The sequence below is a fragment of the Parabacteroides sp. ZJ-118 genome (genome assembly GCF_011038785.1).
In the GTDB taxonomy this organism is placed as follows: domain Bacteria; phylum Bacteroidota; class Bacteroidia; order Bacteroidales; family Tannerellaceae; genus Parabacteroides.
The window spans coordinates 52,910-77,950 of sequence record NZ_JAAKDT010000007.1 but is presented as its reverse complement, the minus strand read 5'-3'; the positions used below and the strand labels follow the sequence as shown (position 1 = coordinate 77,950).

19 protein-coding genes and 1 pseudogene are annotated in these 25,041 nt (G+C 54.5%); 4 read left to right on the top strand and 16 right to left on the bottom strand.

The window, feature by feature from the left end; all coding sequences use genetic code 11:
• Nucleotides 1-4: 4 nt before the first annotated feature.
• The 4 genes from G7Y39_RS03855 to G7Y39_RS03835 form a co-directional block, all read right to left on the bottom strand.
• Nucleotides 5-904: a YitT family protein gene (locus G7Y39_RS03855; RefSeq protein WP_165155249.1), complete on the bottom strand. Its 900-nt coding sequence runs from the start codon at nucleotides 902-904 to the stop codon at nucleotides 5-7.
• A gap of 143 nt (nucleotides 905-1,047) precedes the next feature.
• Complete coding sequence (locus G7Y39_RS03850) at nucleotides 1,048-1,440, bottom strand: hypothetical protein (RefSeq protein WP_165155247.1); 393 nt, start codon at nucleotides 1,438-1,440, stop codon at nucleotides 1,048-1,050.
• Nucleotides 1,441-1,755: 315 nt separating this feature from the next.
• Nucleotides 1,756-2,931, bottom strand: a complete 1,176-nt coding sequence (locus G7Y39_RS03840) for an MFS transporter (RefSeq protein ID WP_165155244.1) — start codon at nucleotides 2,929-2,931, stop codon at nucleotides 1,756-1,758.
• A gap of 13 nt (nucleotides 2,932-2,944) precedes the next feature.
• Entirely contained in the window at nucleotides 2,945-4,828 is a 1,884-nt protein-coding gene (locus G7Y39_RS03835) for an ABC-F family ATP-binding cassette domain-containing protein (RefSeq protein ID WP_165155242.1), read from the bottom strand.
• A gap of 100 nt (nucleotides 4,829-4,928) precedes the next feature.
• Between G7Y39_RS03835 and msrA the strand changes: the two are divergent.
• Nucleotides 4,929-5,489: pseudogene (msrA, locus tag G7Y39_RS03830) on the top strand (peptide-methionine (S)-S-oxide reductase MsrA); the annotation flags it as partial.
• Nucleotides 5,490-5,651: 162 nt separating this feature from the next.
• Here msrA and G7Y39_RS03825 read toward each other — a convergent pair.
• The 5 genes from G7Y39_RS03825 to G7Y39_RS03805 form a co-directional block, all read right to left on the bottom strand.
• Entirely contained in the window at nucleotides 5,652-6,656 is a 1,005-nt protein-coding gene (locus G7Y39_RS03825) for a sugar phosphate isomerase/epimerase (protein ID WP_165155240.1), read from the bottom strand.
• Between the two features lie 24 nt (nucleotides 6,657-6,680).
• Nucleotides 6,681-8,132 carry a Gfo/Idh/MocA family protein gene (locus G7Y39_RS03820; RefSeq protein WP_165155238.1) on the bottom strand — a complete coding sequence of 484 codons (1,452 nt, stop codon included), beginning with the start codon at nucleotides 8,130-8,132 and terminating at the stop codon, nucleotides 6,681-6,683.
• A gap of 150 nt (nucleotides 8,133-8,282) precedes the next feature.
• Nucleotides 8,283-9,065, bottom strand: a complete 783-nt coding sequence (locus tag G7Y39_RS03815) for a porin family protein (protein WP_165155236.1) — start codon at nucleotides 9,063-9,065, stop codon at nucleotides 8,283-8,285.
• 13 nt (nucleotides 9,066-9,078) lie between these two features.
• A complete protein-coding gene (locus G7Y39_RS03810; protein ID WP_165155234.1) occupies nucleotides 9,079-10,173 on the bottom strand; it encodes a PCMD domain-containing protein in 1,095 nt (364 codons plus the stop codon).
• A gap of 303 nt (nucleotides 10,174-10,476) precedes the next feature.
• A complete protein-coding gene (locus G7Y39_RS03805; protein ID WP_165155232.1) occupies nucleotides 10,477-11,997 on the bottom strand; it encodes a DUF4301 family protein in 1,521 nt (506 codons plus the stop codon).
• A gap of 176 nt (nucleotides 11,998-12,173) precedes the next feature.
• On the opposite strand from G7Y39_RS03805, the gene G7Y39_RS03800 reads away from it, so the two are divergent.
• Nucleotides 12,174-14,387: a bifunctional (p)ppGpp synthetase/guanosine-3',5'-bis(diphosphate) 3'-pyrophosphohydrolase gene (locus G7Y39_RS03800; RefSeq protein WP_165155230.1), complete on the top strand. Its 2,214-nt coding sequence runs from the start codon at nucleotides 12,174-12,176 to the stop codon at nucleotides 14,385-14,387.
• 19 nt (nucleotides 14,388-14,406) lie between these two features.
• Here the strand turns inward: G7Y39_RS03800 and G7Y39_RS03795 are convergent, their stop codons facing one another.
• Nucleotides 14,407-15,846 (bottom strand): CCA tRNA nucleotidyltransferase, encoded by a 1,440-nt coding sequence (locus G7Y39_RS03795; RefSeq protein ID WP_165155272.1) that lies wholly within the window; start codon nucleotides 15,844-15,846, stop codon nucleotides 14,407-14,409.
• Between the two features lie 89 nt (nucleotides 15,847-15,935).
• On the opposite strand from G7Y39_RS03795, the gene G7Y39_RS03790 reads away from it, so the two are divergent.
• The gene (locus G7Y39_RS03790; RefSeq protein ID WP_165155228.1) at nucleotides 15,936-16,760 is read left to right on the top strand and encodes a hypothetical protein; all 825 of its coding nucleotides are present in this window, start codon (nucleotides 15,936-15,938) and stop codon (nucleotides 16,758-16,760) included.
• A gap of 42 nt (nucleotides 16,761-16,802) precedes the next feature.
• Here the strand turns inward: G7Y39_RS03790 and G7Y39_RS03785 are convergent, their stop codons facing one another.
• Nucleotides 16,803-17,642 carry a mechanosensitive ion channel family protein gene (locus G7Y39_RS03785; RefSeq protein WP_165155226.1) on the bottom strand — a complete coding sequence of 280 codons (840 nt, stop codon included), beginning with the start codon at nucleotides 17,640-17,642 and terminating at the stop codon, nucleotides 16,803-16,805.
• A gap of 163 nt (nucleotides 17,643-17,805) precedes the next feature.
• On the opposite strand from G7Y39_RS03785, the gene G7Y39_RS03780 reads away from it, so the two are divergent.
• The gene (locus G7Y39_RS03780) at nucleotides 17,806-18,627 is read left to right on the top strand and encodes a lipopolysaccharide assembly protein LapB (RefSeq protein WP_165155224.1); all 822 of its coding nucleotides are present in this window, start codon (nucleotides 17,806-17,808) and stop codon (nucleotides 18,625-18,627) included.
• 274 nt (nucleotides 18,628-18,901) lie between these two features.
• Here the strand turns inward: G7Y39_RS03780 and leuB are convergent, their stop codons facing one another.
• The 5 genes from leuB to G7Y39_RS03755 are packed head-to-tail and all read right to left on the bottom strand — an operon-like array spanning nucleotide 18,902 to nucleotide 25,037.
• A complete protein-coding gene (leuB, locus tag G7Y39_RS03775) occupies nucleotides 18,902-19,963 on the bottom strand; it encodes a 3-isopropylmalate dehydrogenase (protein WP_165155222.1) in 1,062 nt (353 codons plus the stop codon).
• Nucleotides 19,964-19,989: 26 nt separating this feature from the next.
• Complete coding sequence (locus G7Y39_RS03770) at nucleotides 19,990-21,504, bottom strand: alpha-isopropylmalate synthase regulatory domain-containing protein (protein ID WP_165155220.1); 1,515 nt, start codon at nucleotides 21,502-21,504, stop codon at nucleotides 19,990-19,992.
• Entirely contained in the window at nucleotides 21,501-22,094 is a 594-nt protein-coding gene (leuD, locus tag G7Y39_RS03765; RefSeq protein WP_165155218.1) for a 3-isopropylmalate dehydratase small subunit, read from the bottom strand. The genes G7Y39_RS03770 and leuD overlap by 4 nt, the downstream gene beginning before the upstream one ends.
• A gap of 27 nt (nucleotides 22,095-22,121) precedes the next feature.
• Nucleotides 22,122-23,519: a 3-isopropylmalate dehydratase large subunit gene (leuC, locus tag G7Y39_RS03760; protein WP_165155216.1), complete on the bottom strand. Its 1,398-nt coding sequence runs from the start codon at nucleotides 23,517-23,519 to the stop codon at nucleotides 22,122-22,124.
• A 15-nt stretch (nucleotides 23,520-23,534) separates the two neighbouring features.
• Complete coding sequence (locus G7Y39_RS03755) at nucleotides 23,535-25,037, bottom strand: 2-isopropylmalate synthase (protein ID WP_165155214.1); 1,503 nt, start codon at nucleotides 25,035-25,037, stop codon at nucleotides 23,535-23,537.
• Nucleotides 25,038-25,041 lie beyond the last annotated feature (4 nt).

The following is a 25,041-nucleotide window of genomic DNA, read 5'->3' as shown; positions in this document are numbered from 1 at the left end:
TCTCTTAAATGCCTGGCCGCGGCGAGTCTTTGCTGGCGTGCATCGTAGAGACAAAAGCATTCGGATCGATCTTTTTCACCTCATCTTTCAAACGGGGCATATCTTTCCGTTCAGCGATCGTGAATATAATCTCAGTCTCATTTCCCTGATACATTCCCTTACCGTGGATAAAAGTACCTCTCATACCCATCTTATCGACTATCAGGGTTTTCAATTCCCGGGTCTTACGAGAGACGATGAAGACGGCACGGTTCGGATTCTCCGTCTGGAACATCTCCACGATCTTTCCATACACGAAAATAGTAAACCATGAATACAATGGTACCGCCCAATCCTTAAACACGATCAAACCCGACAATACGATCGCGGAATCCAGTACGATGATCATATTGCTGACCTTCAAGTTGGAGTCATTCGCGATTACGCGTGCCAATACATCTGTACCGGCACTCGTACTTTGCGCCCGGAAAACACAAGTCACACCCAATCCTAAAATAGCTCCTCCATAAAAGGCGGCGATAAAGGCATCGTTCTCCACCAACGGATCGGTGAGGAAATAAGACAATGAGTCGGTAAATATAGAGATCAGCAAGAAAGTAACGATCGTCTTCGGGCCGGAAGACAATCCGATCTTTTTCATGGCCAAAATCATCAACGGGATATTGAAGCAAAGCGCCGTCGCACCCATCGGCAAACCATCCGGAAAGAACGGGAACAAATTCTTTGTCACATAGTGGATTACGATAGAGATACCATACACACCTCCCGGTACGATTTTGTAAGGAGCTAGGAAAAGCACGTAACTAAGTGCCTGCAAAAATGAACCTACCACGATTAAGGAATAGTCCGTTACATTTCTCTTCAAAGTAGCGTTAGAAAGGGCCAAAAGTTTTTGCGTTGTCATGACTCGAATTAAGCGTTATTTGTAAAACGCCGCAAACTTACACAATCTTCTCCGATTTATACGCAGGCCTCAAAAAAAAGTATCCCCACTATTTACCTTTTGACAGGAAATAATGGGGAAGAGACTCTCTCTTATAAGATAAATTACTTACTCGCGTTATCGGCCAAGTACACTTCCGGGAACGTATCAACACCCATCGTACGGTTGTTGTTGTTCGTGATGTTCAGTAAAGTAACATACTTACGATATTGATCCGGGTTCAAGGCCCTCTTCATCAATTTCAAGTTTCCATAAACCGCCTGATACATCTTCTTACCCTGCAATTTGGCGCTAGCTCTCACACTCGCATTCTGCATCTCGATAAAATACTCATTGATATTAGCGACCTCATCCAACTGGCCCGGAGTCAATTGCAAATAGTTTGCTAACCTCTCTGTACTTATCACGAACGGTTCTCTACTCAAACTCGGTTTCTGAGCAAAGCTCATTGTCGCACACATCAGTAAGGCTGCGACTGCCATTCCAAAACGTTTCATAATACCTAATAACCTTAAATTGTTAAACCTAAACAAAAATCTTAACTAATTAAACGCGGCGTCTCCGCATCTTCTACGCTTTCTCTTTTTGCCGCTGCAAATATAAAAGCATGTTTTATAACATCACTCTTTAATGACGTTAATTATTGCAAACAATTGACATTATTAATATATATCAAGGTATATCGCAATCGTTTTGTAGCATATATTACGATAAACACTATCTATTTTATCATAGATGCCGTTTATAAACAAACAAAGACCTAGATATGACGAAGTACGCCGGGGGTTAGACGAAACCGGGAATCAAACCGATCAAGGAATCAGCTTATTCCTCTCGTATGAGGCTTTTACCAAGTGGATATAGACAAATAAGGAAAGAAGGCAACAAGCCGCCCCGACTCCGTAGGCGGTAGCCAGATTGGCATGGGTAGCGATAAAGCCGGCGGATAGCATCCCAATCCCCATCCCGAAATCGAAAGAGGTCAAGTAGGTAGAAGTAGCCGTACCACGCATATGATGCGGAGCGACATTCACGAAAAGACATTGAAAAGCCGGTACACTCACGCCAAAACCGACACCGATCGCCAAGGCGCAGGCGAAGAAAACAAACGATGTATGTACGGTAGCGAAGACGGAAAACGAGATCGCTAAAGAAATCAAGGATACGACGGACACGACATGAATCTTGCCATGGTCCACCAACCGCCCGGAAATCAAACGGGCCGTCCCTACACCGATCGCCATACATATAAAGAAATAGCCGGGGCTCGGCACCTCGATCTCTTTGCCATATAATACCACGAACGAGAGCAACATCCCATAAGGTATAGCGACCAGCAGATAGGCTAAAGCCGCAGGAAGCGCTTTCACCAAGATAAAACGATCCAACGAGAAGGCCGGGCGAGGCACTTCCTCCCGTTTCGGATAACAGATCAGCCCAACGGAGCCGATCCCGATCAAGGCGATCACCCAAGCGACCCCTATGATCCAAAAGAACCCATGCCGATCGTATAGCCCGACCGCCACCAAAGGAGCTAACGACATAGCGAGATTGATCGTCAATCCGTAAAAGCCCATGCCCTCTCCCCTTCGCTTGGAAGGGATCACGTCTATCGTAATCGTATTGCCTGAGACAGAGGTCAATCCCATAAACCCACCTTGGATGAAACGAACCGCCATGATCGTGTAGATCGTCATGGCAAACCAATAACCCGCGAACAAACAGGCGAATACCGTGAAAGCAAATACATATAGCGGTTTGCGGGAGAAACAATCCACCAGATACCCCGAGAAGGGGCGCACGCACAGTAACCCGATCGTATAACTAGACACGACCACCCCCACCTCCGACGTGCTGATGCCCAATTCTTCTACCAGATAGACCGGCATAGTAGGCATCAACATATAAAAGGCAAAATTCATCAAGAAGTAAGAGATACAACATTGGACGAAATTCCGGTTCCAAAGTACAGGTTTAGTCTCGCTCATTCCCCTTTATTACTTATGCCAGCTCACTCAACTCCAGCCAGCGCATCGTTTTCTCGTCGATCTCCTCCATGACCCGGGTAATCCGTTGAGATTTAGCCATAAGCTCATCCGTAGATAAAGTACCACTGCTCATCGCAGTCTCCAACTCTGCTTTCTCTGCCTCCAAAGCCGGTATCTCCTCCTCTAGGGCCTCGAACTCTTTCCGTTCCTTGAAAGTGAGTTTCTTCTTTTGCTCACCCACCGGACGAGACGGCTTCTCCGGAGCCGGATTTTGCTTCGCTTGCAAGGCAGCCTCCGGCTCTTTTTCCAGTTGGTCTTGCACGTTTTTCCAGTCCCGGTACTGCGTATAGTTACCGGGGAAATCCTTGATATCGGCGTTACCCCGGAAAACCAGCAGATGATCTACTACCTTATCCATAAAGTAACGGTCGTGGGAAACCACGATAGCGCACCCCTTGAAGTTACGAAGATATTCTTCCAAGACGTTCAAGGTTACGATATCCAAATCATTGGTCGGCTCATCGAGTACCAGGAAGTTCGGACTACGCATCAATACCGTACATAAATACAGGCGACGCTTCTCGCCACCGCTCAACTTATAAACGTAATTATGCTGTCTCTCCGGCGTGAACAGGAAATAGTTCAAGAACTGGGAGACTCCCATCTTCTGTCCGTTACCCAAGTCCACGTATTCGGCGATCGCCTGCACCACGTCGATCACTTTCATTTGCTCATCGAACTTCAAGCCATCTTGGCTGTAATAGCCGAAGCGAACGGTCTCGCCCACATCGAAATAGCCGCTATCGGGAGCAACCTCGCCCATCAGCATCCTGATGAAGGTAGATTTACCCGTACCGTTATTTCCGACAATACCCATCTTCTCGTAACGGGCGAAAATATAATTGAAATCCTCCGTAATCTTCAAGTCACCGAAACGTTTGCTCACGTTCACCGCCTCGAAAATCTTAGACCCGATGTAAGAAGCCTTCACGTCCAGGTTCACCTTTCCAGTATCCCGTTGTTGCTTCGCTTTCTTTTCCAACTCATAAAAGGCATCGATACGATACTTCGCTTTTGTACCCCGCGCCTGTGGCTGGCGACGCATCCAATCCAGCTCCGTGCGGAGAAGGTTCTTTGCGCGTTCCACATCGGCGTTCATCGCCTCGACACGCTCTTGGCGTTTCTCCAGATAATAGCTATAATTACCTTTATACGAATAGATTTGCTTATTATCGATCTCGATGATCTCACTACAAACACGATCCAAGAAGTAACGGTCGTGCGTCACCATCAAGATACTGATATTGGCCCGGCTCAGATAATCTTCCAGCCATTCGGTCATTTCCAAATCCAAATGGTTCGTCGGCTCGTCCAAGATAATCAATTCAGGGTCCGTGATCAAGACATTTGCCAGGGCAACCCGTTTCAACTGCCCGCCGGACAATTCCCCAATCTTCTGGTTGCAATTCTGTATCTTCAACTGCCCGAGGATTTGTTTCGCTTTCTGCTCATAATCCCACGCCTTGAAGCTATCCATACGGGTAAGGATGTCCTCCAGATTCGAATGATCCTTTTTCTCCATCACCTCCTCATACTCAGCTATCAACCGAACCGTCTCGTTCTTCGAGTGGAAGCAAGCCTGTAGCACGGTCAGTTCTTCCGGATAAGAAGGTGATTGCTCCAAATACCCGACCCGCAGGTCTTTCCGAAAAACCACCTCACCCGAGTCGCAATCCTCCTTGCCACCGATAATATTCAATAAGGTAGTCTTGCCCGTACCGTTTTTAGCGATCAACCCGATCTTCTGTCCTTGCGCGACTCCGAACGTTATATCCTCGAAAAGAACCAAATCACCGAAACTCTTGGTCAGCTTATCTACCTGAAGGTAACTTATCATGTTTTCTTATTTAAATTCAAATCGGAAGGCAAACTTACGCAAAAATCCCCGAATTTTAAGCTTTTCTCCGTACCTTTGGTGGAGGAATAAGAAAAACATCATGAATAATGATCAACTATCTAGAACAACTAAAATGAATACACAAAGTAAAATTTATTTCGCCGGAGGATGTTTCTGGGGAACAGAACATTTCATGAAACAAATCCATGGGGTTACTAATACTCAGGTTGGTTATGCCAACGGAAAGACAAGTATCAAGAATCCGACTTACGAACAGGTCTGTAACGATAACACCGGATTTGCCGAGACCGTTGAAGTAAGCTACAACCCGCAACAAGCTGATTTAAACCTACTGTTGGAGCTATACTTCAAGACGATAGACCCTACAAGTCTCAACCAACAGGGTAATGATATCGGATCGCAATACCGTACCGGCATTTTTTACACCAACGCCACTGATCTGCCTATCATCAAAGAGGCTATAGAGACATTGGCTAAAAAGTATTCTAAACCTATCGTTATCGAGGTGGAGCCGTTAGTTAATTTCTATCCGGCAGAAGAATATCATCAAGATTATTTAGGCAAGCATCCGGATGGTTATTGCCATATAAGCCCGGAACTATTCGATTTCGCCCGAAAAGCAAGTAGGGAGAAAAAACGGCAAGCCCCTTTCTGAACTAAATTACACTTTTGAACCAGAAAGCGAAGGTGTATGTCCCGGATATGGTTCCCTTGCAAAGAGCGACCATAAGTTGCCTTCCATCTACTAAAAAAGCCCCGGAGTTTATACAACCCCGGGGCTTACGATCTATCGCTTGTTACTTTATTTTACAAAAGGAGCCTTGATCAAATAGTCGGCGCAATCCTTCACGCCCTCAAATTGAGTACGTCCGTCCGGCATCCGTTCCAACTCTACGAAATAGTCCTTGATTCCGTTCGCGTACATTTGCTTGAAGATCATCTCAAAGTTCATCATACCACTTCGGCCGAATACGGCACGATCCTTGATATGCAATACCTTGATACGATCCGGGTGTTTCTGCATATACTCGACAGGATCATTCTGTCCCATGACAGTCCAATAAACATCCATCTCGAAGAAGACCTTGCCGGGATCCGTGTTTTTCAACATCAAGTCATAAATCTGGTCTCCAACTTTCATGAAGGCAGCGAAAGGATTTCCCTTCATCTTTTCCTGCTGTTCTTTCGTCGCGACACGATTGAACTCCATATTATGATTATGATAACCAAAACCGGTAGCGATACCCTCAGCCTTGATAACATCCGAGGCTTGATTGAAAACATCGCAAACCAATTTAGCCTCATCATGCGTAGTAATCGTCGGCATCATTGGCTGGATCAGATATTTACAACCCAACTTCGCGTGATCGGCGGCCGTAGCTTTCCAATACTCCATTATTTTCGGTGTAATCTCCTTCGAGTATTTACGAATCATAGCCCGACGAGGATCTGAGGCCGACGCATCAACCGGATTTACATGCGAGCTGACAATCTTTAAGCCGGCATCCTCTACCATCTTCTTAAATTCCATCATAGGAACGCCTCCGATAGCACCTTTACCATAACCCGCCAACTCCAGTTTGGAATATCCCATATCCTTTACCTTCCGAAGATTAGCGGCCACATCACCCTTATACAGCTCTTGAGACAATGAATAGATTTGCAAGCCCATCTCCTTACCGGCATGAACTTCACCCACCGTCTCCGGCACATGGTTCACCACACTCGCGGAAGCCCCTTTAGCCGCCAGCAGTCCGCCAGCGGTAAAAAGGCCCATATTTTTCAAAAAATCCCGTCTGTTACCCATAAACGTTATCTTGTTAAATCAGACTTACTTACAGAAATAAGGCAATGTATACGGTTTGCGGTATTGATACCAGTACAGACGATGAGCGGCAGCTTCCTTATCATTACCGAAGCTCAACGTAGCCGGATTCCATTTAACCGGGCGGCCCAGCTCGCGAGCGATATTCTGCAAGCAGCAAAGTGTATTCGTACTGCAACCTACCTCAACCGGAGCGATCGGGTTCTCACGCGAACGGACACAATCAACGAAGTTCTGCATGTGCGGCGCGCTTGTCTCATAGTTTCCATTGTTTCCACCCTGCTTGTTCTTCTTATCTTTCAATTTCTTCATGTATTCCTCATACATCTTCTTGCGCTCTTCCGGAGTCATCATCTTCGGACGTCTTTCGATCAGATTCTTCAAATCAGCAGGGATCTTAGACTGATCAGAGCAGTTGATGTAGCCGCGGGCAACCTCGATCCAACCGTTATCACCGATAAACTTGATACCCTGTGCATTCGGATTGTCCTCCAAGTAAGGTTGTTCCGTCATGACAATGCCATTCGCATAGCGCATGGTTGAATATTGTGTACCATTGTATCCCTTGGGTGTAAACTCAACCGGACCGGAGCCATCCATACCGATAGCGGCCTGGGCGATATCGAACATATGAGCGCCCCAGTCAGCGGTATAGCCATTACCGGTCTCTTGATACCAGCGCCATGCGCCCCATAGTTTCTCGTTCTCTTCCGGATCCAGAGAAATAGGAGGACATAAATCAGGATGATAATGGATCTTCGGATCGTTCAACGGACCCATCCATTGATTGAAGTTCAAATTAGCGGGAACCGGCATTTCCGGCAAGTTCAGCGGCGTAGGAGGCTCACCTACACGTGCATATATTTTCTCTACATGACCGATGGCGCCATGCTGAACCATATCGATCGCAGCTTGGAACTCTTTGCTGGAACGTTGCTGGCTACCTACTTGAAGCACACGCTTGTTATCACGTACGGCCTTCACCATAGCCAAACCTTCGGAGATCGTATAAGCCAACGGTTTCTGGCAATATACGTCTTTTCCGGACTGGCAAGAATGGATAGTAGCCAAAGCATGCCAATGATCCGGGGTAGCGACCTCGATAGCGTCGATATCCTTACGCTCCAGCAAATCCTCGTAAAACTCATATTGATCACAACGTTGATTCATTCCCTTCGCAGCTTGCCATTCAGCGACGCGTCTTCTGAAACGCTCTGTTTTCATCGTATCCACATCACAACATGCGGCAACCTGTATGCCCGGACATGCGGCAAACCCCTTGAAATCCGATAACGCTTGCTGCCCCAGGCCGATAAAGCCCAAGACTACCCGATCGCTCGGAGCGATACGAACGCCATTCATGGCCCAACTGGGAAGAATTGTTAAACCCGCCAATCCTAGAGCGGAAAGGCCTAAAAACTCTCTGCGGCTTACGCCTTTCTTAGTGTTTTCTTTCATGGTAATTTTGTTAATAATATAAGATAATTTGTAACTTGGTCTGAGAATTACTGCCCCAAAGTTATAGAAAAATAATTTATTCCCATAATAATCCTTTTAAAAAAAAGAACCACCTTTTAAAGGATAGTCTCATTTTGACTAAAATCAATTCTAAAACGCATATCCGAAGCCTACGTTCAGGTAAATCGGATACATCCCGAAGGTAATCGTATCGAAATCCTTTTGGAAGATATCGTTCAACCCCCATGTCAAATCAGCGTATACGATAAGGTGCTTAAATGCTTTCCATTCCGTACCGATCTGCGCTCCCCACTGGAACTTTCTTAAGTTATCCGAGAAGTCATAGGAAGCACGGTTGTCGCCGGAAAACTCCACCTTCGCACCGGTCGGATTGATCTCGCGCAGATAACCGTCGTACACATAGCCGGAGAAGTCCCGGTTTGTAGCGAACGAGACAAACGGCCCCGCCGAGAAACTCACCCGGTTATTTAATTGGTAAAGAGCCACGACCGGGATCGAGAAATAAGCGTTCTCCACTTTCGTCTGCACGCCGCCGGTCCAGTTTCCCTTCAGCTTCTCGCCACCGGAGCCGATGATCTCCATGCTGTAATTCTTAACCGTCGCCTTCGTCTCCATACCTTTATTCTCCAGACGAAGACCGATCATCATTCCCCATTCCTTACGCTCGCCGAACCATTGCTTGATATCGCCCTCTATGGAGACGCAAAGCGTAGGACGGTAACTATCTATCGCTCGAATCTCGCGAGGCAATGGCACCGGAGCGGTCCCGCCCACATTGAAGCCGGCTTTTACCGTATATTCCAATCCCCTGAGGGAAGACCAGATTATTCCTTGGTTTCTCTCCTGCTGCGCCTTCAACGTAACGACACCCGACAGACACAGTATACCTATTAATACTATATATCTTTTCATACCCACTGTTTTTTTAATTCTCACCGGACTGGATTATCTCCACCTCATCGATCCAAAGCGTGCTACCTTCCGCTCCCTCGAAGACATCGCCTTTCAAACTCGAGGAGAAAATCAAGGATAACTGGTAGCCGCCTTTCGCCAGCTTCTCCTTATCGATCACCTTACCGGGCTTGGCCACGAACGGGATGTAGAAATGCGTCCACTCATCCGTCTCTTTCTGATCGCTGATCCGGGCAACGGATATCAGGTTCGGGCTTGTCAACCCGTTGAAACCATCCAAATATTTCACATGCTCATCCGTCTCGTAGAAGATGGCGTAGATATCACATTGGTCTTTCTTGCCTTTTACCTCCTCGCCATTCACTTTATACGACTTTCCCGCCTTGTATTTATAATAGCCGCTCAGGTACGTCGGCACATGATCGAAAGGACGTCCCAATCTCGTGCCTTTCCGTGCGTCCGGGATCGCGTTCAGCAAATCAAACGTACCGATAAACAGGTTTCCCGCGGCGATCGGCATACCGAATCCGCTACCGAAACTGCCCGTGCTGCGGGTCACCAACTTGGCGCATTTACCGACATATCCGTTATCATCCTGCATGGTGGGATAGTCCCACGGCGTCTTGGGCACACCCGTCAAAGCAAAACCGGCGTTACCGCTCGCCCATGTCACGGAATCTCCCTCCGACGTGAAATCATAGAATATCTGGTAACGTTCTTCCGTCGGCTCCATCGCTATATGCTCGAAATGATATTCCGTGCTTACGCCGGAGACGATGCAACGTACCGTATAGGTCTTCGTCCAGTGGCCATCCTCGGAAGTAACCGTATAGGTCCTCGGTGTCGTAAAATCAAAAGCGGATCCACTGGCCGGTTCGATCGTAGCGCCGGGAGTCAAGGTGAATACCGGGGCCAGGTTTGTAATATCAGCGTCACTTTTCACGGTCAGCGTCACGGACTCGTTTTCGATCTCCGGCTCGGTTTTCAACAGATCGTCATCTACCGTACACGACAGGATATCCGCTTCAGCGTTGGGCGCCTCCTCCCGGATACAAGCGACGGAGAGGAGCGTCAACAGAGCGCATACAACTAAACTTTGTACCTTCATACTTCGAAATCTTTATAATTCATATTGAAAAAGGATTACACCTTCCTATGCTTCATAGCGGTCTCTTTCGAGCACCTATAACGGGGAGCAAAGATAATCTATTATGCGATACGTCGTATCCCCATACGTTCTAATAACTTTTTTACAAGGATCTTTTCTCACACCCCGGGGGATGATCGCTATGCGGGCGTCGCGATCGGGAAGAGAGGATCTGGGGATGGAACGGGTTTTCCATCACGCGGAGGCGGATAAGTATCTTCGCGGAGGCGGGGCGGTGCGCCCCGCCTCCGCGAGACAGGCTATTTATTGGTGTTCGGGGCGCAGCAGGTCGTTCACCGTCTTCACGGGATTGAATGTCTCGATCGGGACTTCCACGAAGACCGTGTTCCAGTCGCTCATGGCACCGTTCCACAAACCGGGCAATTCCAGCGCTTTCAGCTCACGGCCATCCTTGCTCTTATAGGAGATGAAGCCCGTGTTCTTGTCCACGTAATCCGGCAAGTTGTATTTCTCGCCCTTGTAATTCTTGACGGCGCAAACCAAATCCACGGGATTGAAGTGAGTGCCTTTCTCAAACATCGCCCGCTTGGCCGGATCGTCCTTGTCGATCTGGGAGCTTTCAAGCACCTGCAAGGAAATCGTACCATCCGGATTCTCCGCCAAGAAGGGGCCGCCGCCCGGCTCGCCTACATTCTTCACCATACCGCATACGCGCAGCGGGCGAAGCAGCTTGCTCTTGATATACAGGATCAACTCGGCGTCTTCCAGCAATTTCGTATCCGGGTTCTTGATACAGAGATCCTCTTGCAAGAAACGGATCATCTCCTCCACCTCGGCATGGGTATATTTACCGGTCTCGATCTGTTCCAGATATTTGAAAGCCTTCTCCTGCAGGGTCACCAAGACACCGGCGATCACCTTCTTATAGATAACCGTAGCGCATTTAAAGCTGTCCGGTACCACGTTGTCGATGTTCTTGATAAATACCACATCGGCATCCACATCGTTCAAGTTCTCGATCAAGGCGCCATGCCCGCCCGGGCGGAACAACAACTGATCATTCTTATCGCGGAACGGCGTGTTGTCCATCGCGGCCGCCACCGTATCGGTACTCGGTTTCTGGATACTGAAAGAGACCTCGTATTTCACGGAGAACTTCTTCTCGTACTCGCCGGATTTATCGGCCACCAATTGCTCGAATAAAGCCTGATGCTCCGGAGACACCGTGAAATGGATATTCACCTCGCCGGCGTTATTCTTGGCGTACATGGCGCCTTCGGCCAGGTGTTCCTCCATCGCCGTGCGAACCGTATCGGCATAGGTATGGAAAAGCAACAGGCCTTTCGGCAGCTGCCCGTAATTCAAGCCTTTCGGCCCCAACAAAGTGGATACCACCTCCTTGTACTCGCCCGAGGCCACCAACGTCGGGATGTCCTTCCCCGTATTCTCCACGCACTTCTCGTCCAAAGCCTTATAGAAAGCGAATTTCTCGATCTCGCCGAAGAACTTCTTCTCAAAAGCGTTCGTAGGTTCCGTATAATCCGCCGAGAGGAACTCGTACAGATTCTTAAACATACGGCTGGCGGCGCCGGAGGCAGGCACGAATTTCACGATCTTCTTGTTTTTAGCCAGGTAAGCGTCCCAGGCATCCATATAAGAGGCCTGTTCCTCTTTCGTTACGACCCGGATCCCTTTTTCTACCGAAGCGGAGGCCGCTATCTCAAGAAAGGGGAAACCCTTTACGAAGCAAGCGAGTTGCTCTTCAATCTGTTTTTCGCTGATTCCTTTGGCTTTCAGCTGTTCTAAATCGTTCGCGTTTAACATAGTATAGTATTTAATGTGAATAATCTCATCCGTAACGCCGCGGGCGCTCATGCGCCGTGCGTATCGCAAATGTATAAAATAACCGCAAGATACGTGTTGAAAATTCCTAGAAAAAAGTATTTTTACAGCATGTTTTGCGGCCTGTCCTCAACCGGGCTATAAAAATGATACGACTTATGGATACAATCGGATTCTTTACGCCTGAGGAAAAGAAGCGGTTCTTCTCCCAATACAGGCTCTTGTTACGAAACCTTTACGCTTCCCTGGAGAGAGAGGATATCCGGAAGATGAAGGAGCTGATGAAACGGGTTGTCGCCCTCGATTGCTACGGCAGGGACAAGAATGGTATCAACGGTTTATCGCGAAATATCGACACGGCTTTGATCGCCACCTCGGAGATCGGCTTGAGACGCAGCTCGGTCATCGCCCTCCTGTTATACCGCCCGGTATTGAAGAAGGCGATCACGCCGGAGGAGGTGACGCGGGAATTCGGGACGGACGTGACCTTGATCATCCGCCGCCTCTTGAAGACCTCCGACTTATATGCCCGGAACACCGCCATCAACTCGGAGAATTTCCATCATTTGCTGTTCTCGTTCGCCGAGGACGTACGCGTGATCCTGCTTATGATCGCCGACCGCCTCTGCCTCATGCGCATGGGGAAACAGATGCAGGAGGATGACCGCATCCGGCTGGCTACCGAGGCCTCCTACTTATACGCTCCCCTCGCCCACCGGCTGGGTTTGTATACGATCAAGAGCGAGCTGGAAGACCTTTCCCTGAAATACACGGACCGGAAACAGTATGACTTCATCAAGCGGAAGCTGAATGAGACGAAACGCTCCCGCGACGCTTATATCGCCGAGTTCATCGCCCCGGTCAAGCGGGAGCTGGCGGCGGCGGGATTCAAGTTCGATATCAAGGGACGTACCAAATCCATCCATTCCATCAACAACAAGCTGAAAAAGCAGCAGGTGGAGTTCGAGGGCATCTACGATCTTTTCGCGATCCGGATCGTATTGGATACACCGCCGGAGAAGGAGCGCTCGGAATGCTGGCAAGTCTACTCCATCGTCACCGACATGTACCAGCCCAACCCGAAGCGCATGAAAGACTGGATCTCCATCCCGAAGAGCAACGGTTACGAAAGCCTGCACATCACGGTTATGGGACCGCGCAACAAATGGGTGGAGGTGCAGATCCGCACGAAGCGGATGGACGAGATCGCCGAGCGAGGCCTGGCGGCGCACTGGAAATACAAGGGCGTGAAAGCGGAGAGCGGGCTGGACGAGTTCCTCAATACCGTACGCGCCGCCCTGGAGGCCAAGGAGAACAATCCGCTCGACTTGATGCAGGATTTCAAGATGGATCTCTACAAGGATGAGATCTACGTCTTCACCCCTACCGGCGAGCTGATCAAGCTGGCCAAGGGAGCGACCGTGCTCGATTTCGCCTTCGCCATCCACACGAAGCTGGGATGCAAATGCGTATCGGCGAAAGTGAACGGGAAGAACGTGCCGATCAAACACGTGTTGAGCAACGGCGACAGCGTATCCGTGATCACGTCGCCGGCGCAAAGCCCGAAGCGGGACTGGCTGAACTTCGTCGTCACCTCCAAGGCCCGCGTGAAGATCAGGCAGGTCTTGAAGGAGGAGACCGTGAAGGCCGTGGAATTCGCCAAGGAGATGTTGCAGCGCCGCTTCAAGAACCGGAAGATCGACCCGGACGAGCCGACCCTGATGCGTTTTATCAAGAAGAGAGGCTTCAAGACCGTCACGGACTTCTACATCGAGATCGCCGAGGAGCGCCTCGACCCCAACCAAGTGATCGACGAATACCTGGAGGCCGTCCGCAAGGAGACGGAGACGAGCGCGCGCGCCGAGGTGCGCAGCGCCGAGGAGTTCGTGACGACGACTCCGGTGGAGGAGCGGTCGACGAGCAAGGATGTCCTGGTGATCGACAAGAACCTGACAGGCATCGAATACAAACTCGCCAAATGCTGCAACCCGATCTATGGCGACGAGGTTTTCGGTTTCGTCTCCACGCAGGGGATCAAGATCCACCGTATGGATTGCCCGAACGCCCAGGAGATGTTCAGCCGCTTTGGCTACCGGATCATCCGCGCGAAATGGAGCGGCAAGGGAGACGACGGCTACGCCGTCAACTTGCGGGTGATCGGGCGGGACGACATCGCGATCGTCACCAACATCACCTCCGTGATCGGCAAGGAGCCGAACGTCACGCTCCGCTCCCTGAGCATCCACTCGGTGGACGGGCTGTTCCAAGGGAGCTTCACCGTGTCGGTGAGAGACACGACCGCGCTAAACCTGCTGACCAAAAAGATCAAGGCGGTGAACGGCGTGAAAACGGTAGAGCGATTGAACGCCTGACGAACGGAGGCTTCTCTCGTCAGCGCTGCCGCGCGACCGGCTTCAGCCCCATCTTCTCCGCGCGTCGCAGCAGGAACCGGCGGGCCGCCTCATACTCGTTCGGGATCGCGCCGTCGAGGATGGCGTTCTTGATCGCCTCTTTCAGCACGCCGACCGGCCTGGAGGGCGCCAGGCCGAACGTCTCCATGATCTCCTCGCCGGATACGGGGGGCTGGAAGTTGCGGACGCGGTCTTTTTCCTCTATATCGGCCAGCTTCTCGCGCACCTTGCGGAAGTTGTCCAGGAAACGGCGGACCTTCTCCGGGTTCTTGCTCGTGATATCGGCCTCGCAGAGTTTCATCAGGTCGTCGATATCATCTCCCGCGTCGAACAGCAGGCGGCGGATCGCCGAATCCGTCACCTCGTCGTCCGACAAGGCGATCGGACGCATGTGCAGGCTTACCAGCTTCTGCACGTACTTCATCTTCTCGTTCATCGGGAGTCTCATCTTCCTGAAGATACCGGGGATCATCCGCTCGCCGATAAAATCATGATTGTGGAACGTCCATCCCAGGCGCGGGTCGAAACGCTTCGCGACAGGCTTGGCGATATCGTGGAAGATGGCGCTCCAGCGCAGCCACAGATTCTCGGAGGTCTTGCTCAGGCGATCCAGCACCATCAAGGTATGGGCGAAATTGTCCTTATGCCCGATCCCCTCCTTGGTCTCCACGCCCTTCAAGGCGCGAAGCTCGGGGAAGATCAGGGACAGCAGCCCGCACGCGTCCAGCAGCTCGAAACCGATCGAGGGCTTGGGCGAGAGGACGATCTTGTTCAGCTCGTCCGCGACGCGCTCCTTGGAGATGATGGAGATACGCTCCCGGTTCCGGACGATCGCGTCGAAGGTGTCGGGATCGATGAAGAAGCCCAATTGCGCGGCGAAACGGATCGCGCGCATCATCCGGAGCGGGTCGTCGCTGAAGGTGACATCCGGGTCCGAGGGCGTGCGGATCGTGAGCGAGTCCATATCCGCCAGCCCGCCGAAGGGATCCACCAATTCCCCGTAACGCGCCTTGTTCAGGCAAAGGGCCAGGGCGTTGATCGTGAAATCGCGGCGGTTCTGGTCATCCGCCAAGGTGCCGTCTTCCACGACCGGCTTACGGCTGTCGCGGCTGTAGGATTCTTTCCGCGCCCCCACGAACTCCAGCTCCAGGTCGCCGGCTTTCACCTGCGCCGTCCCGAAATTCTTGAAGAGGGAAAGACGGGCGCCGCGCCCGATCTTCCGCGCGACCCGCCTGGCCAGCTCGATGCCGCTGCCCACCGCCACCACGTCGATATCCTTGGAGGGGCGGTTCAGGAAAATGTCCCGCACGTATCCGCCGATCACATACGCCTCGACACCCAGCTCCTCCGCCGCCTCCGATATCAAACGGAAAGGCTTCGCGGAGATGTGATTTACTATCTCTTCCTCGCTTATATACATAATTTGTGTAGTCCAATTCCAACAAAGAGCGCGAATATAATCAAATTTCATGTACTTTCGCGGCATCAAACACATAGAACGAGAAAGATATGAAAAAGTCAGCGATCTGCGTGACGCTCCTGGCCCTTCTCTTGACGGGCTGCGGCGGCGACGAGAAGGCGGCCCGGGCCCGCTTGGACAAGGCCCGGGCCATGTACGAGAGGGACGAGTTCTTCGGGGCGAAGAACGAGATAGACAGCCTCCGGGCGCTCTATCCCCGGGAGGTGAGGGTGCTGAGGCAGGGATTGACGCTTATGCGCCAGGTGGAGATAAAGGAGGCGGAGCGCAACATCGCTTTCTGCGACAGCCTGCTCCCCGTCAAGCTGGAGGAGGCGGAGGGGTTGAGGAAAGGCTTCGTCCTCGAGAGGGATTCCGCCTACGAGGAGATCGGCCATTACATCTGGAAGCAGCAGACGATCGAGCGCAACGTGCAGCGTTGCTACGTGCGTTGCGGCGCGAGCGAGGAGGGCGAGATGTACCTGGCCAGCGTCTACTACGGCGGGCGCCCCATCGCGCATACGGGCATCCGGCTGAGCCTGCGGGACGGCCAATTCGCCGAGACCGCCTCCATCCCGTACGACGGCGGGCTGAATTACCGCTTCCGGGACATGGGAAGCACCACGGAGGTGGTGACCTACAAGGGGGAGCACTGCGTGGATGCCGTCAAGTTCATCTACGACAACGGGAAGGAGCGGATCCGGGTGGAATACACGGGGGGCAAGCCCTACAGCCTGTACATGGCGGACGCGGACAAGCGGGCGGTCGTCGCCACCTTCAACCTCGCCACCGTGTTGAGCGATATCCGGCGCATGAGGAGCTTGAAAGAGAAATCGGAGAAGAAGATCGCCTACCTGAGGCAGAAACTGGAGGAGTAGAGACGCCGCTTGTCGGCGGCGTCTGCGCGCGCGACCTCGATCCTACGCCTGACGTACGATCAGCTGCGGGAACGAGCACTCGATCCCGGCCGCGTTGAAGGCCTCGTAGATGTGTTTGTTCGTATCGAAATAGACATCCCAATAGTCGGGGCTGTTGACCCACGCGCGTACCACCACGCTCACGCTGCCGTCCGCCAAGGAGGTCAGGGCGATGAAGGGAGCGGCCGGCTCGGACAAGACGCGGGCATCTTTCGCCAGCACGGACGCGATCACCTGCTTTACCTGCTCGTAATCGCTTCCGTATCTCACGCCGAACGTCCAGTCGACGCGGCGGGTCGGGCGGTTGCTGAAATTCGTCACGACGCCGCTGCTCAAGGCGCCGTTCGGGATGTAGACCGCCTTGTTGTCGAGCGTATCCAACACGGTGTGGAACATCTGGACCTCTTTCACGATCCCCCCGACGCCCTGCGCCTCGATGTAATCGCCCACCTTGTAGGGCTTGAAAAGAAGGATGATCAACCCGCCGGCGAAGTTCGACAGGTTACCGCTCAACGCCATGCCGACAGCGACGCCGGCGGAGGCCAACAGGGCGGCGAACGACGCGGTCTGGACGCCCAACGCCCCTACCACGGAGATGATCAACAGGATGGTCAGGCTGACATTCACCAGGCTGCCGGCGAAGGTCTTGACAGAGGGATCGATATCCCGTTTGCTCAATATCTTCCGGACCAGTTTGTTCAGTAAGTTGATGACCAACCGTCCCACTAAAAAGACAAGAAGGGCCTTCACGATCGTGAAGCCCAATTGGGAGCCTTGCTCGATCAAGGATCGGATCGCCTCCTCCAATCTGGAACTTGCTTCCACAGCTGCTAATAATACCATATCTGTTTTATTTTAAGTTAGTAATGATTCGTATCGCGTCCCGCTCCTCCCGCGGGTACCGGAAAGTGTAGCAAAGGTATAAAGTTTTTTCAATCCGGTGAAATCAGGAAATAAATATGTAGCTTCGCGGCCATCAACGAACAGGTTTAACGTATACGACAGCATGAAAATCCTCGCGATACTCGCCGCCCTTTTCCTTTCGGCCGCCGCCGGCCGCGCGCAGACCTACGCGCGATTTGTCGAGAAGAGCTTTGACTTCCTGGACAAGAACGACCTGCTCTCCGCCGAGGAGAGCCTCCGGGCCGCCCTGCGCCTCGAGCCGGGCAACCCCCACAACTACGCCCTGCTGATGAACCTCGGGACGATACAGCGCCGGCAGGGGAAACGGGAGGAGGCCCTCCTCTCCTATACCGCCGCCCTGAGCCGCCATCCGGACAACGAGGTCATCCTGGAGAACCGCGCCAGCCTGTACGCGGAGATGGGCGAGATCGAGAAGGCGACGAGCGACTACAACGCCCTGCTCCTCTTGAACCCCCATCACCAGGAGGCGTTGTATTGCCGGGCGATGCTTCACCTGCGGCGGAAGGATTACCTGTCGGCCGAGCGGGACCTCGACGCGATCCTGGCGGTCAACGAGCGGTCCGTGAAAGGACGCCTGGGGCACGCCATCCTCGAGAAGCTGCGGGGCAATTACGCGGAGAGCGAGCGCATCTTCAACTACCTGATCGACGAGATGCCCCGCGCGTGGAGCCTGTACGAGGGCCGCGCCGACCTCTACTTCATGATGGGCAAGAACGCGCGGGCCATGGCCGACATCAACCGGGTTTTCGCGGAGAGCACCCCGACCGCCGACTTGTACGTCTTGCGGGGCAAGGTGAAGCTCGCCCAATACGAGAAGGCGTCGGCCGCCCTGGATTTCAAGAAAGCCGAGGCGATGGGGTATGATCCGGCGGTTATCGACGAGTTGATGAAGATGGCGCTTTGAGAAACGGCTCCCGCCGCTCCGCTGAAAGAGGAAAAGTACTTTTCCTGTCGTTCCGCCGTCCGCTGAGGGAAGAAAAGCACTTTTCCTGTCGCTCCGCCGTCCGCTGAGGGAAGAAAAGCACTTTTCCTGTCGCTCCGCCGTCCGCTGAGGGAAGAAAAGCACTTTTCCTGTCGCTCCGCCGTCCGCTGAGGGAAGAAAAGTACTTTTCCTGTCGCTCCGCCGTCCGCTGAGGGGAGAAAAGCGCTTTTCCTGTCGCTCCGCCGTCCGGCGGCGGTTATTTCGCGGCGATGTAGGCGGTAATCCAGTCGCCTACCTCTTTTGTGCCGTAGCGCGCGCCGCCCTCCACCTGGATCTCCGGCGTGCGGACCTTCGCGTCGAGGGAGGCGTCCACCGCCTCGCGGATCAAGGCCCCCTCCTCCCCGAGGCCGAAATGCTCGAACAACATCGCCACGGAAAGGATCTGCGCCAAGGGATTCGCGATGTTCAGCCCCTTCGCCTGCGGCCAGGAGCCGTGGATCGGCTCGAAGACCGGCGTGCCCTCGCCGGTGGAGGCGGAAGGCAGCAGGCCCATGGAGCCGCTGATGCAGGAGCCCTCGTCCGTCAGGATATCGCCAAAGGTGTTCTCGGTCACCAGCACGTCGAAGAACCGCGGCTCCTGGATCATGCGCATGGCGGCGTTGTCCACGTACATGTAATCGGTCGTCACCTCCGGGTAGGCGGGCGCCATCTCCCGGGCGATCTGTCGCCAGAGGCGGGAGGAGGCCAGCACGTTCGCCTTGTCGACCACCGTCAGGTGCCTCTTCCGCCGCATCGCGTACGCGAAGCCCACTTTCAGGATCCGCTCGATCTCCGGGCGGGTGTAGCGGTTGGTGTCGTAGGCCGTGTCGTTGTCTTGGTATTTCTCGCCGAAATACATGCCGCCGGTCAGCTCGCGGATGCACAGGAAGTCCGCGCCGTCCACCAATTCCGCGCGCAGGGGCGATTTGTGCAACAGGCATTTGAAGGTCTGCACCGGGCGGATGTTGGCGAACAGGCCCAACCGCTTGCGCATCGCCAGAAGGCCCTGCTCGGGGCGCACCTTCGCCGTCGGGTCGTTGTCGAACCTCGGGTCGCCCACGGCCGAGAAAAGGACGGCGTCGGCCTCGCGGCAGATCCGGTAGGTCTCCTCCGGGAAGGGATCGCCCACCCGGTCGATCGCGTCAGCGCCGCAAAGGGCATACGCGTAGCGGGCCTCGTGCCCGAATTTCTCACAAACGGCACGCATCACCTCCACGCCTCGCGCGGAGATCTCCGGCCCGATCCCGTCTCCGGGAAGTACAGCTATATTCAGTCTCATCGTAATGGTTTATTAATTATAAGTTATCAATCCTCTATCTTGTTCAGCATCTTCAGGGTCGCCTGGATGGCGGCCTCGGTCTGGTCGGCGTCCAGGCCGCGGGTCTTGAAGTCGACCCCGGCGTAATTCCAGCTGATGACCGTCTGCACGAACGCGTCGGTACGTCCTCCCGGCGGGATGGAGACCGAATAGTTCGTCAGCATCGGGAAGGGGCGGTTCAGGCGGGAGTAGATCCGGCGCAGGGCGCGGACGAACGCGTCGTACTGCCCGTCGCCGGAGGCCGATTCCTCGTACGCCTCGCCATGGATCTCGATCTTCAGGGCGGCCACCGGCCTCAGCCCCTGGGCCAGCGACAGGGAGTAGTTCAGGAGCCGGATCTTCTGGTTCTCCCGCGCGTTGTCATGGTGGAGCACGTCGCTGATGATGTAGGGGAGATCCTCCGGGGTAACCACCTCCTTCTTATCCCCCAGCTCGATGATCCGCTCCGTGACCTTGCGCATCGAGGCCTCGTCCATGTCGATGCCGAGCGCCTCCAGGTTCTTGCGGATATTCGCCTTCCCGGAGGTCTTGCCCAGGGCATACTCCCGCACCCGGCCGAAGCGCTCGGGGAGCAGGTCGTTGCAATAGAGGTTGTTCTTGCTGTCGCCGTCGGCATGCACGCCGGCGCATTGCGTGAACACATGCTCTCCGATAATCGGCTTGTTGGGCGGGATATGCACCCCCGAATAGGTCTCCACCAGTCGGCTGGCCTTGTTGATCTTCTCCTCCCGCAGGCTCGTCCGCTCGCCCAGCTGGTCCTTGATCACGGCCAGCACGCTGCTCAAGGGCGCGTTGCCCGCGCGCTCGCCCAGGCCGTTCACGGTCGTATGGACGCCCCGGATACCGGCGCGGATGGCGGAATAGACGTTCGCGACAGCGAGGTCGTAGTCGTTGTGCGCGTGGAAGTCGAAGCGCAAGTCCGGGTAGCGGTCTACCATCAGCTTGCAATACTGATAGGTATTCCCGGGATTCAAGACACCCAGGGTATCCGGAAGCATGAGGCGGCGGATCGGAAGCCCGCGCAGCGCGTCGATCATCCGGAAGACGTAGTCCGGCGAGTCCTTGATCCCGTTCGACCAATCCTCCAGGTAGATATTCGCGTCGATCTTCCGCCGCTCCGCCTCCAGCACGACCGCGCGGATGTCCTCCGCGTGCTGCTCGGGCGTCTTGCGGAGCTGTTCGGTGACATGCTTGTAAGAGCCCTTGCAGAGCAGGTTCACGACACGGCAGCCGGCGGCCTCGATCCAGTCGAGCGAGACCGTGCCGTCCACGAAGCCCAAGACCTCCAATTTCTCCAGGTTCCCGGAGTGGGCGGCCCAGGCGGCCACGCGCCTCACGGCCTCGAACTCCCCGTCCGACACGCGGGCGGAGGCGATCTCCACCCGGTTCACCCCCACGTCGTTCAGCAGCACCCGCGCGATGCCCAGCTTCTCGTGCGCGGAGAAAGAGACGCCCGAGGTCTGCTCCCCATCCCTCAGGGTGGTATCCATGATCTCTATCATACCTCGCGCGCGGCCTCGAAGGCCTCGATTTTTGATTGGTTCGCCAACAAATAGTCTATATCGTCCAGCCCGTTGATCAGGCAATCCTTCTTGTAGGCGTCGATCTCGAAACGCTCGCTCTTGCCCGTGGCCTTGTTCGTGATCGTCTGCGCCGGCAGATCTACCTCGATCTCCGTTTTCGGGTCGCGGGCGATCGAATCGAACAACTCGGCGAGGAAGGCCTCCGTGACGACAACCGGCAGCACGAAGTTGTTCAGCTCGTTGCTTTTATGGATATCGGCGAAGAAGCTGGAGACCACCACGCGGAAACCGTAATCGGCGATCGCCCAGGCCGCGTGCTCGCGGCTCGAGCCGGAGCCGAAGTTCTTTCCCGCCACCAGGATCTGCCCGCCATACGTAGGATCGTTCAAGACGAACGATTCGATCGGGTTCCCCTCCTTGTCGTATCGCCAATCCCGGAACAGGTGCTCGCCGAAGCCCTCGCGGGTGGTCGCCTTCAGGAAGCGCGCCGGGATGATCTGGTCGGTATCCACGTTCTCGAGTGGAAGCGGCACGCAAGTGCTCGTGATGCTGTTGAATTTTGTTTTCATCGTATGCTATTTTTATCAGGTTCTTCTTTACATCAGTTCTCTCGGGTCGGTGATCCTGCCGGTCACGGCGGCGGCGGCGGCCACCAGCGGTCCCGCCAGGATCGTCCGGGCGCCCGGCCCCTGGCGGCCCTCGAAGTTACGGTTGGAGGTAGAGACCGCGTATTTGCCGGCCGGGATCTTGTCCTCATTCATCGCCAGGCAAGCGGAACATCCCGGCTGGCGCAGCGCGAAGCCGGCCTCGGCCAAGACCCGGTCGATCCCCTCGGCGCGGATCGCCCGCTCCACCTGCCAGCTGCCGGGAACCAGCCAAGCCGTCACCCCCTCCGCTTTCTTCTTCCCCCTCACCAAGGCGGCGAAGGCGCGGAAATCCTCGACGCGGCCATTCGTGCAGCTGCCTAAAAAGACATAATCCACCCGCTTGCCCAACAGCGGCTCGCCGGCCTTGAAGCCCATATAATCCAACGACTTCTGAAAGGAGATCCGGCCGGCCTCGGGCAGGCTCTCCAACGAGGGGATCCTCTCGCGGATGCCGATACCCATGCCCGGGTTCGTCCCGTAGGTAACCATCGGTTCGATATCCTCGGCGCGGAAAGCGATCTCCTTGTCGAAGGTCGCGTCCGGATCGCTATACAACCGGCGCCACTCGCTCACCTTCCGCTCCCATTCCTCGCCTCTCGGGGCGAACTCGCGGTCTTTCAGGTACGCGAAGGTCACCTCGTCCGGGGCGATCATACCGCCGCGGGCGCCCATCTCGATCGAGAGGTTGCAGATCGTCAGCCGCTCCTCCAGGGTCGTATGGCGGATCGCCTCGCCGGCATACTCCACGAAATAGCCCGTGGCGCCACCGGTCGTCATCTCACGGATGATGTAGAGGGCGATGTCCTTCGCCGTGACCCCGGGCCCGCGTACGCCATCGATCGTGATACGCATCGTCTTCGGCTTACGTTGCAGGATGCATTGGGTCGCCAAGGTCATCTCCACCTCGCTCGTGCCGATGCCGAAGGCGATGGCGCCCATGGCGCCGTGCGTGGAGGTATGGGAGTCGCCGCAAACGATCGTCATGCCCGGCCGCGTCAGGCCGGTCTCCGGGCCGACCACGTGGATGATCCCGTTCTTCGGGTGCCGAAGGCCGTAATAGGCCAGGCCGAAATGGCGCGCGTTCTCCTCCAGGGTATCCACCTGCTTCCTGGAGACGGGGTCCTCGATGGGCTTGTCCTGGTTCCGGGTCGGGATATTGTGATCCGGCACGCAGGTGATTTGCCCGGGACGGAAGGGCCTCAAGCCCCGCGCGCGCAATCCGGCGAAGGCCTGCGGGCTGGTCACCTCATGACAATACAGGCGGTCGATATACAACTGGATGGTCCCGTCGGACAGGGTATCCACCACGTGTTTGTCCCAGATTTTCTCGAATAATGTCTTGCTCATGGTCTTGTCTATGTTTTAGTTTACGATAAACTTATTGATAGCGTCTACGAAAGCCTCCACGGAGGCGGCGATGATGTCGGTATTCGCGGAGAAGCCGTAATAGACAGCCCCGTTGTACTCGACCTGCATGTGTACCTTGCCCGTATCGTCGCTACCCTTGTTGATGGCTTGGATCAGGAACTCCTGGATCGTCATGTCGCTGTCGCTGATGGCCTTTTTCACCGCCTTGATGCCCGCGTCGACCGGTCCGTTGCCGGCCGCGGCCTCATACCTTCTCACGCCCGACAAATTCAGGCACACACTCGCGACGGATTGTACGCCGACGCCGCTGGTCACCTGCAAATATTCCAATTGGATGCGGTGGGTGGCCGTGCGATCCTTCCCGACCAACATCAACACGTCGTCGTCATTGATATCTTTCTTCCGGTCGGCCAGTTTCAGGAACGCGTCGTACACCTTATCCAATTTCTCCTGCTCCAGGTCCACGCCCAAGAGATGCAGGCGATGCTTCAACGCCGCGCGACCGCTACGGGCCGTCAGCACGATCGCGCTATCGTCGATACCCACCTCCTTCGGGTCGATGATCTCGTAGGTGCGCGCGTCCTTCAAGACGCCGTCTTGGTGAATACCGGAGGAGTGAGCGAACGCGTTGCGCCCGACAATCGCCTTGTTCGGCTGTACCGGCATATTCATCAAGCTGGAGACCAGGCGGCTCGCGCCATAGATCTTATGCGTCGCGATGTGGGTGGTGATACCGCGCTCTTTATGGCTCTTGAAAACCATGGCGACCTCTTCCAAGGAGGTGTTGCCCGCACGCTCACCGATGCCGTTCACGGTCACCTCCACCTGACGGGCTCCGTTCAGCACGCCTTGTACGGTGTTCGCGGTAGCCATCCCCAAGTCATTGTGGCAATGCGTGGAGAGGATCGCGTTCTGTATGCCCTCCACATGTTCCATCAGGTACCTGATCTTCGCCCCGTACTCATCCGGCAGGCAATAGCCGGTCGTATCCGGTATATTCACCACGGTAGCCCCGGCCTTGATCACGGCCTCCACGACGCGGGCCAGGTATTCGTTATCCGTACGCCCCGCGTCCTCGCAGTAGAACTCCACCTCCTCCACATACTTTTTGGCGTATTTCGTGGCGGCGATCGCGCGCTCGACGATCTCCTCCCGCGTGGTGTTGAACTTGTATCGGATATGAGCGTCCGACGTGCCGATCCCGGTATGGATACGTCCGCGCTTGGCGAATCTCAACGCCTCGGCGGCCACGTCGATATCCTTCTCCACCGCGCGGGTCAGGGCGCAGATGGTCGGCCAGGTCACGGCCTTCGAGATCTCGACCACACTCTTGAAATCACCCGGGCTGGATACGGGGAACCCCGCCTCGATCACATCTACGCCAAGTTGTTCCAGCGCCTTGGCCACCTGAATCTTTTCCACCGTATTCAACTGGCATCCCGGAACCTGCTCACCATCGCGCAAGGTGGTGTCGAAAATAAATAATCTGTCTGACATAATC

Coding starts and splice junctions, on each gene's coding strand:
- G7Y39_RS03855 (WP_165155249.1), bottom strand. CDS start 904: ATGACAACGCAAAAACTTTTGGCCCTTTCTAACGCTACTTTGAAGAGA.
- G7Y39_RS03850 (WP_165155247.1), bottom strand. CDS start 1,440: ATGAAACGTTTTGGAATGGCAGTCGCAGCCTTACTGATGTGTGCGACA.
- G7Y39_RS03840 (WP_165155244.1), bottom strand. CDS start 2,931: ATGAGCGAGACTAAACCTGTACTTTGGAACCGGAATTTCGTCCAATGT.
- G7Y39_RS03835 (WP_165155242.1), bottom strand. CDS start 4,828: ATGATAAGTTACCTTCAGGTAGATAAGCTGACCAAGAGTTTCGGTGAT.
- G7Y39_RS03825 (WP_165155240.1), bottom strand. CDS start 6,656: ATGGGTAACAGACGGGATTTTTTGAAAAATATGGGCCTTTTTACCGCT.
- G7Y39_RS03820 (WP_165155238.1), bottom strand. CDS start 8,132: ATGAAAGAAAACACTAAGAAAGGCGTAAGCCGCAGAGAGTTTTTAGGC.
- G7Y39_RS03815 (WP_165155236.1), bottom strand. CDS start 9,065: ATGAAAAGATATATAGTATTAATAGGTATACTGTGTCTGTCGGGTGTC.
- G7Y39_RS03810 (WP_165155234.1), bottom strand. CDS start 10,173: ATGAAGGTACAAAGTTTAGTTGTATGCGCTCTGTTGACGCTCCTCTCC.
- G7Y39_RS03805 (WP_165155232.1), bottom strand. CDS start 11,997: ATGTTAAACGCGAACGATTTAGAACAGCTGAAAGCCAAAGGAATCAGC.
- G7Y39_RS03800 (WP_165155230.1), top strand. CDS start 12,174: ATGGATACAATCGGATTCTTTACGCCTGAGGAAAAGAAGCGGTTCTTC.
- G7Y39_RS03795 (WP_165155272.1), bottom strand. CDS start 15,846: ATGTATATAAGCGAGGAAGAGATAGTAAATCACATCTCCGCGAAGCCT.
- G7Y39_RS03790 (WP_165155228.1), top strand. CDS start 15,936: ATGAAAAAGTCAGCGATCTGCGTGACGCTCCTGGCCCTTCTCTTGACG.
- G7Y39_RS03785 (WP_165155226.1), bottom strand. CDS start 17,642: ATGGTATTATTAGCAGCTGTGGAAGCAAGTTCCAGATTGGAGGAGGCG.
- G7Y39_RS03780 (WP_165155224.1), top strand. CDS start 17,806: ATGAAAATCCTCGCGATACTCGCCGCCCTTTTCCTTTCGGCCGCCGCC.
- leuB (WP_165155222.1), bottom strand. CDS start 19,963: ATGAGACTGAATATAGCTGTACTTCCCGGAGACGGGATCGGGCCGGAG.
- G7Y39_RS03770 (WP_165155220.1), bottom strand. CDS start 21,504: ATGATAGAGATCATGGATACCACCCTGAGGGATGGGGAGCAGACCTCG.
- leuD (WP_165155218.1), bottom strand. CDS start 22,094: ATGAAAACAAAATTCAACAGCATCACGAGCACTTGCGTGCCGCTTCCA.
- leuC (WP_165155216.1), bottom strand. CDS start 23,519: ATGAGCAAGACATTATTCGAGAAAATCTGGGACAAACACGTGGTGGAT.
- G7Y39_RS03755 (WP_165155214.1), bottom strand. CDS start 25,037: ATGTCAGACAGATTATTTATTTTCGACACCACCTTGCGCGATGGTGAG.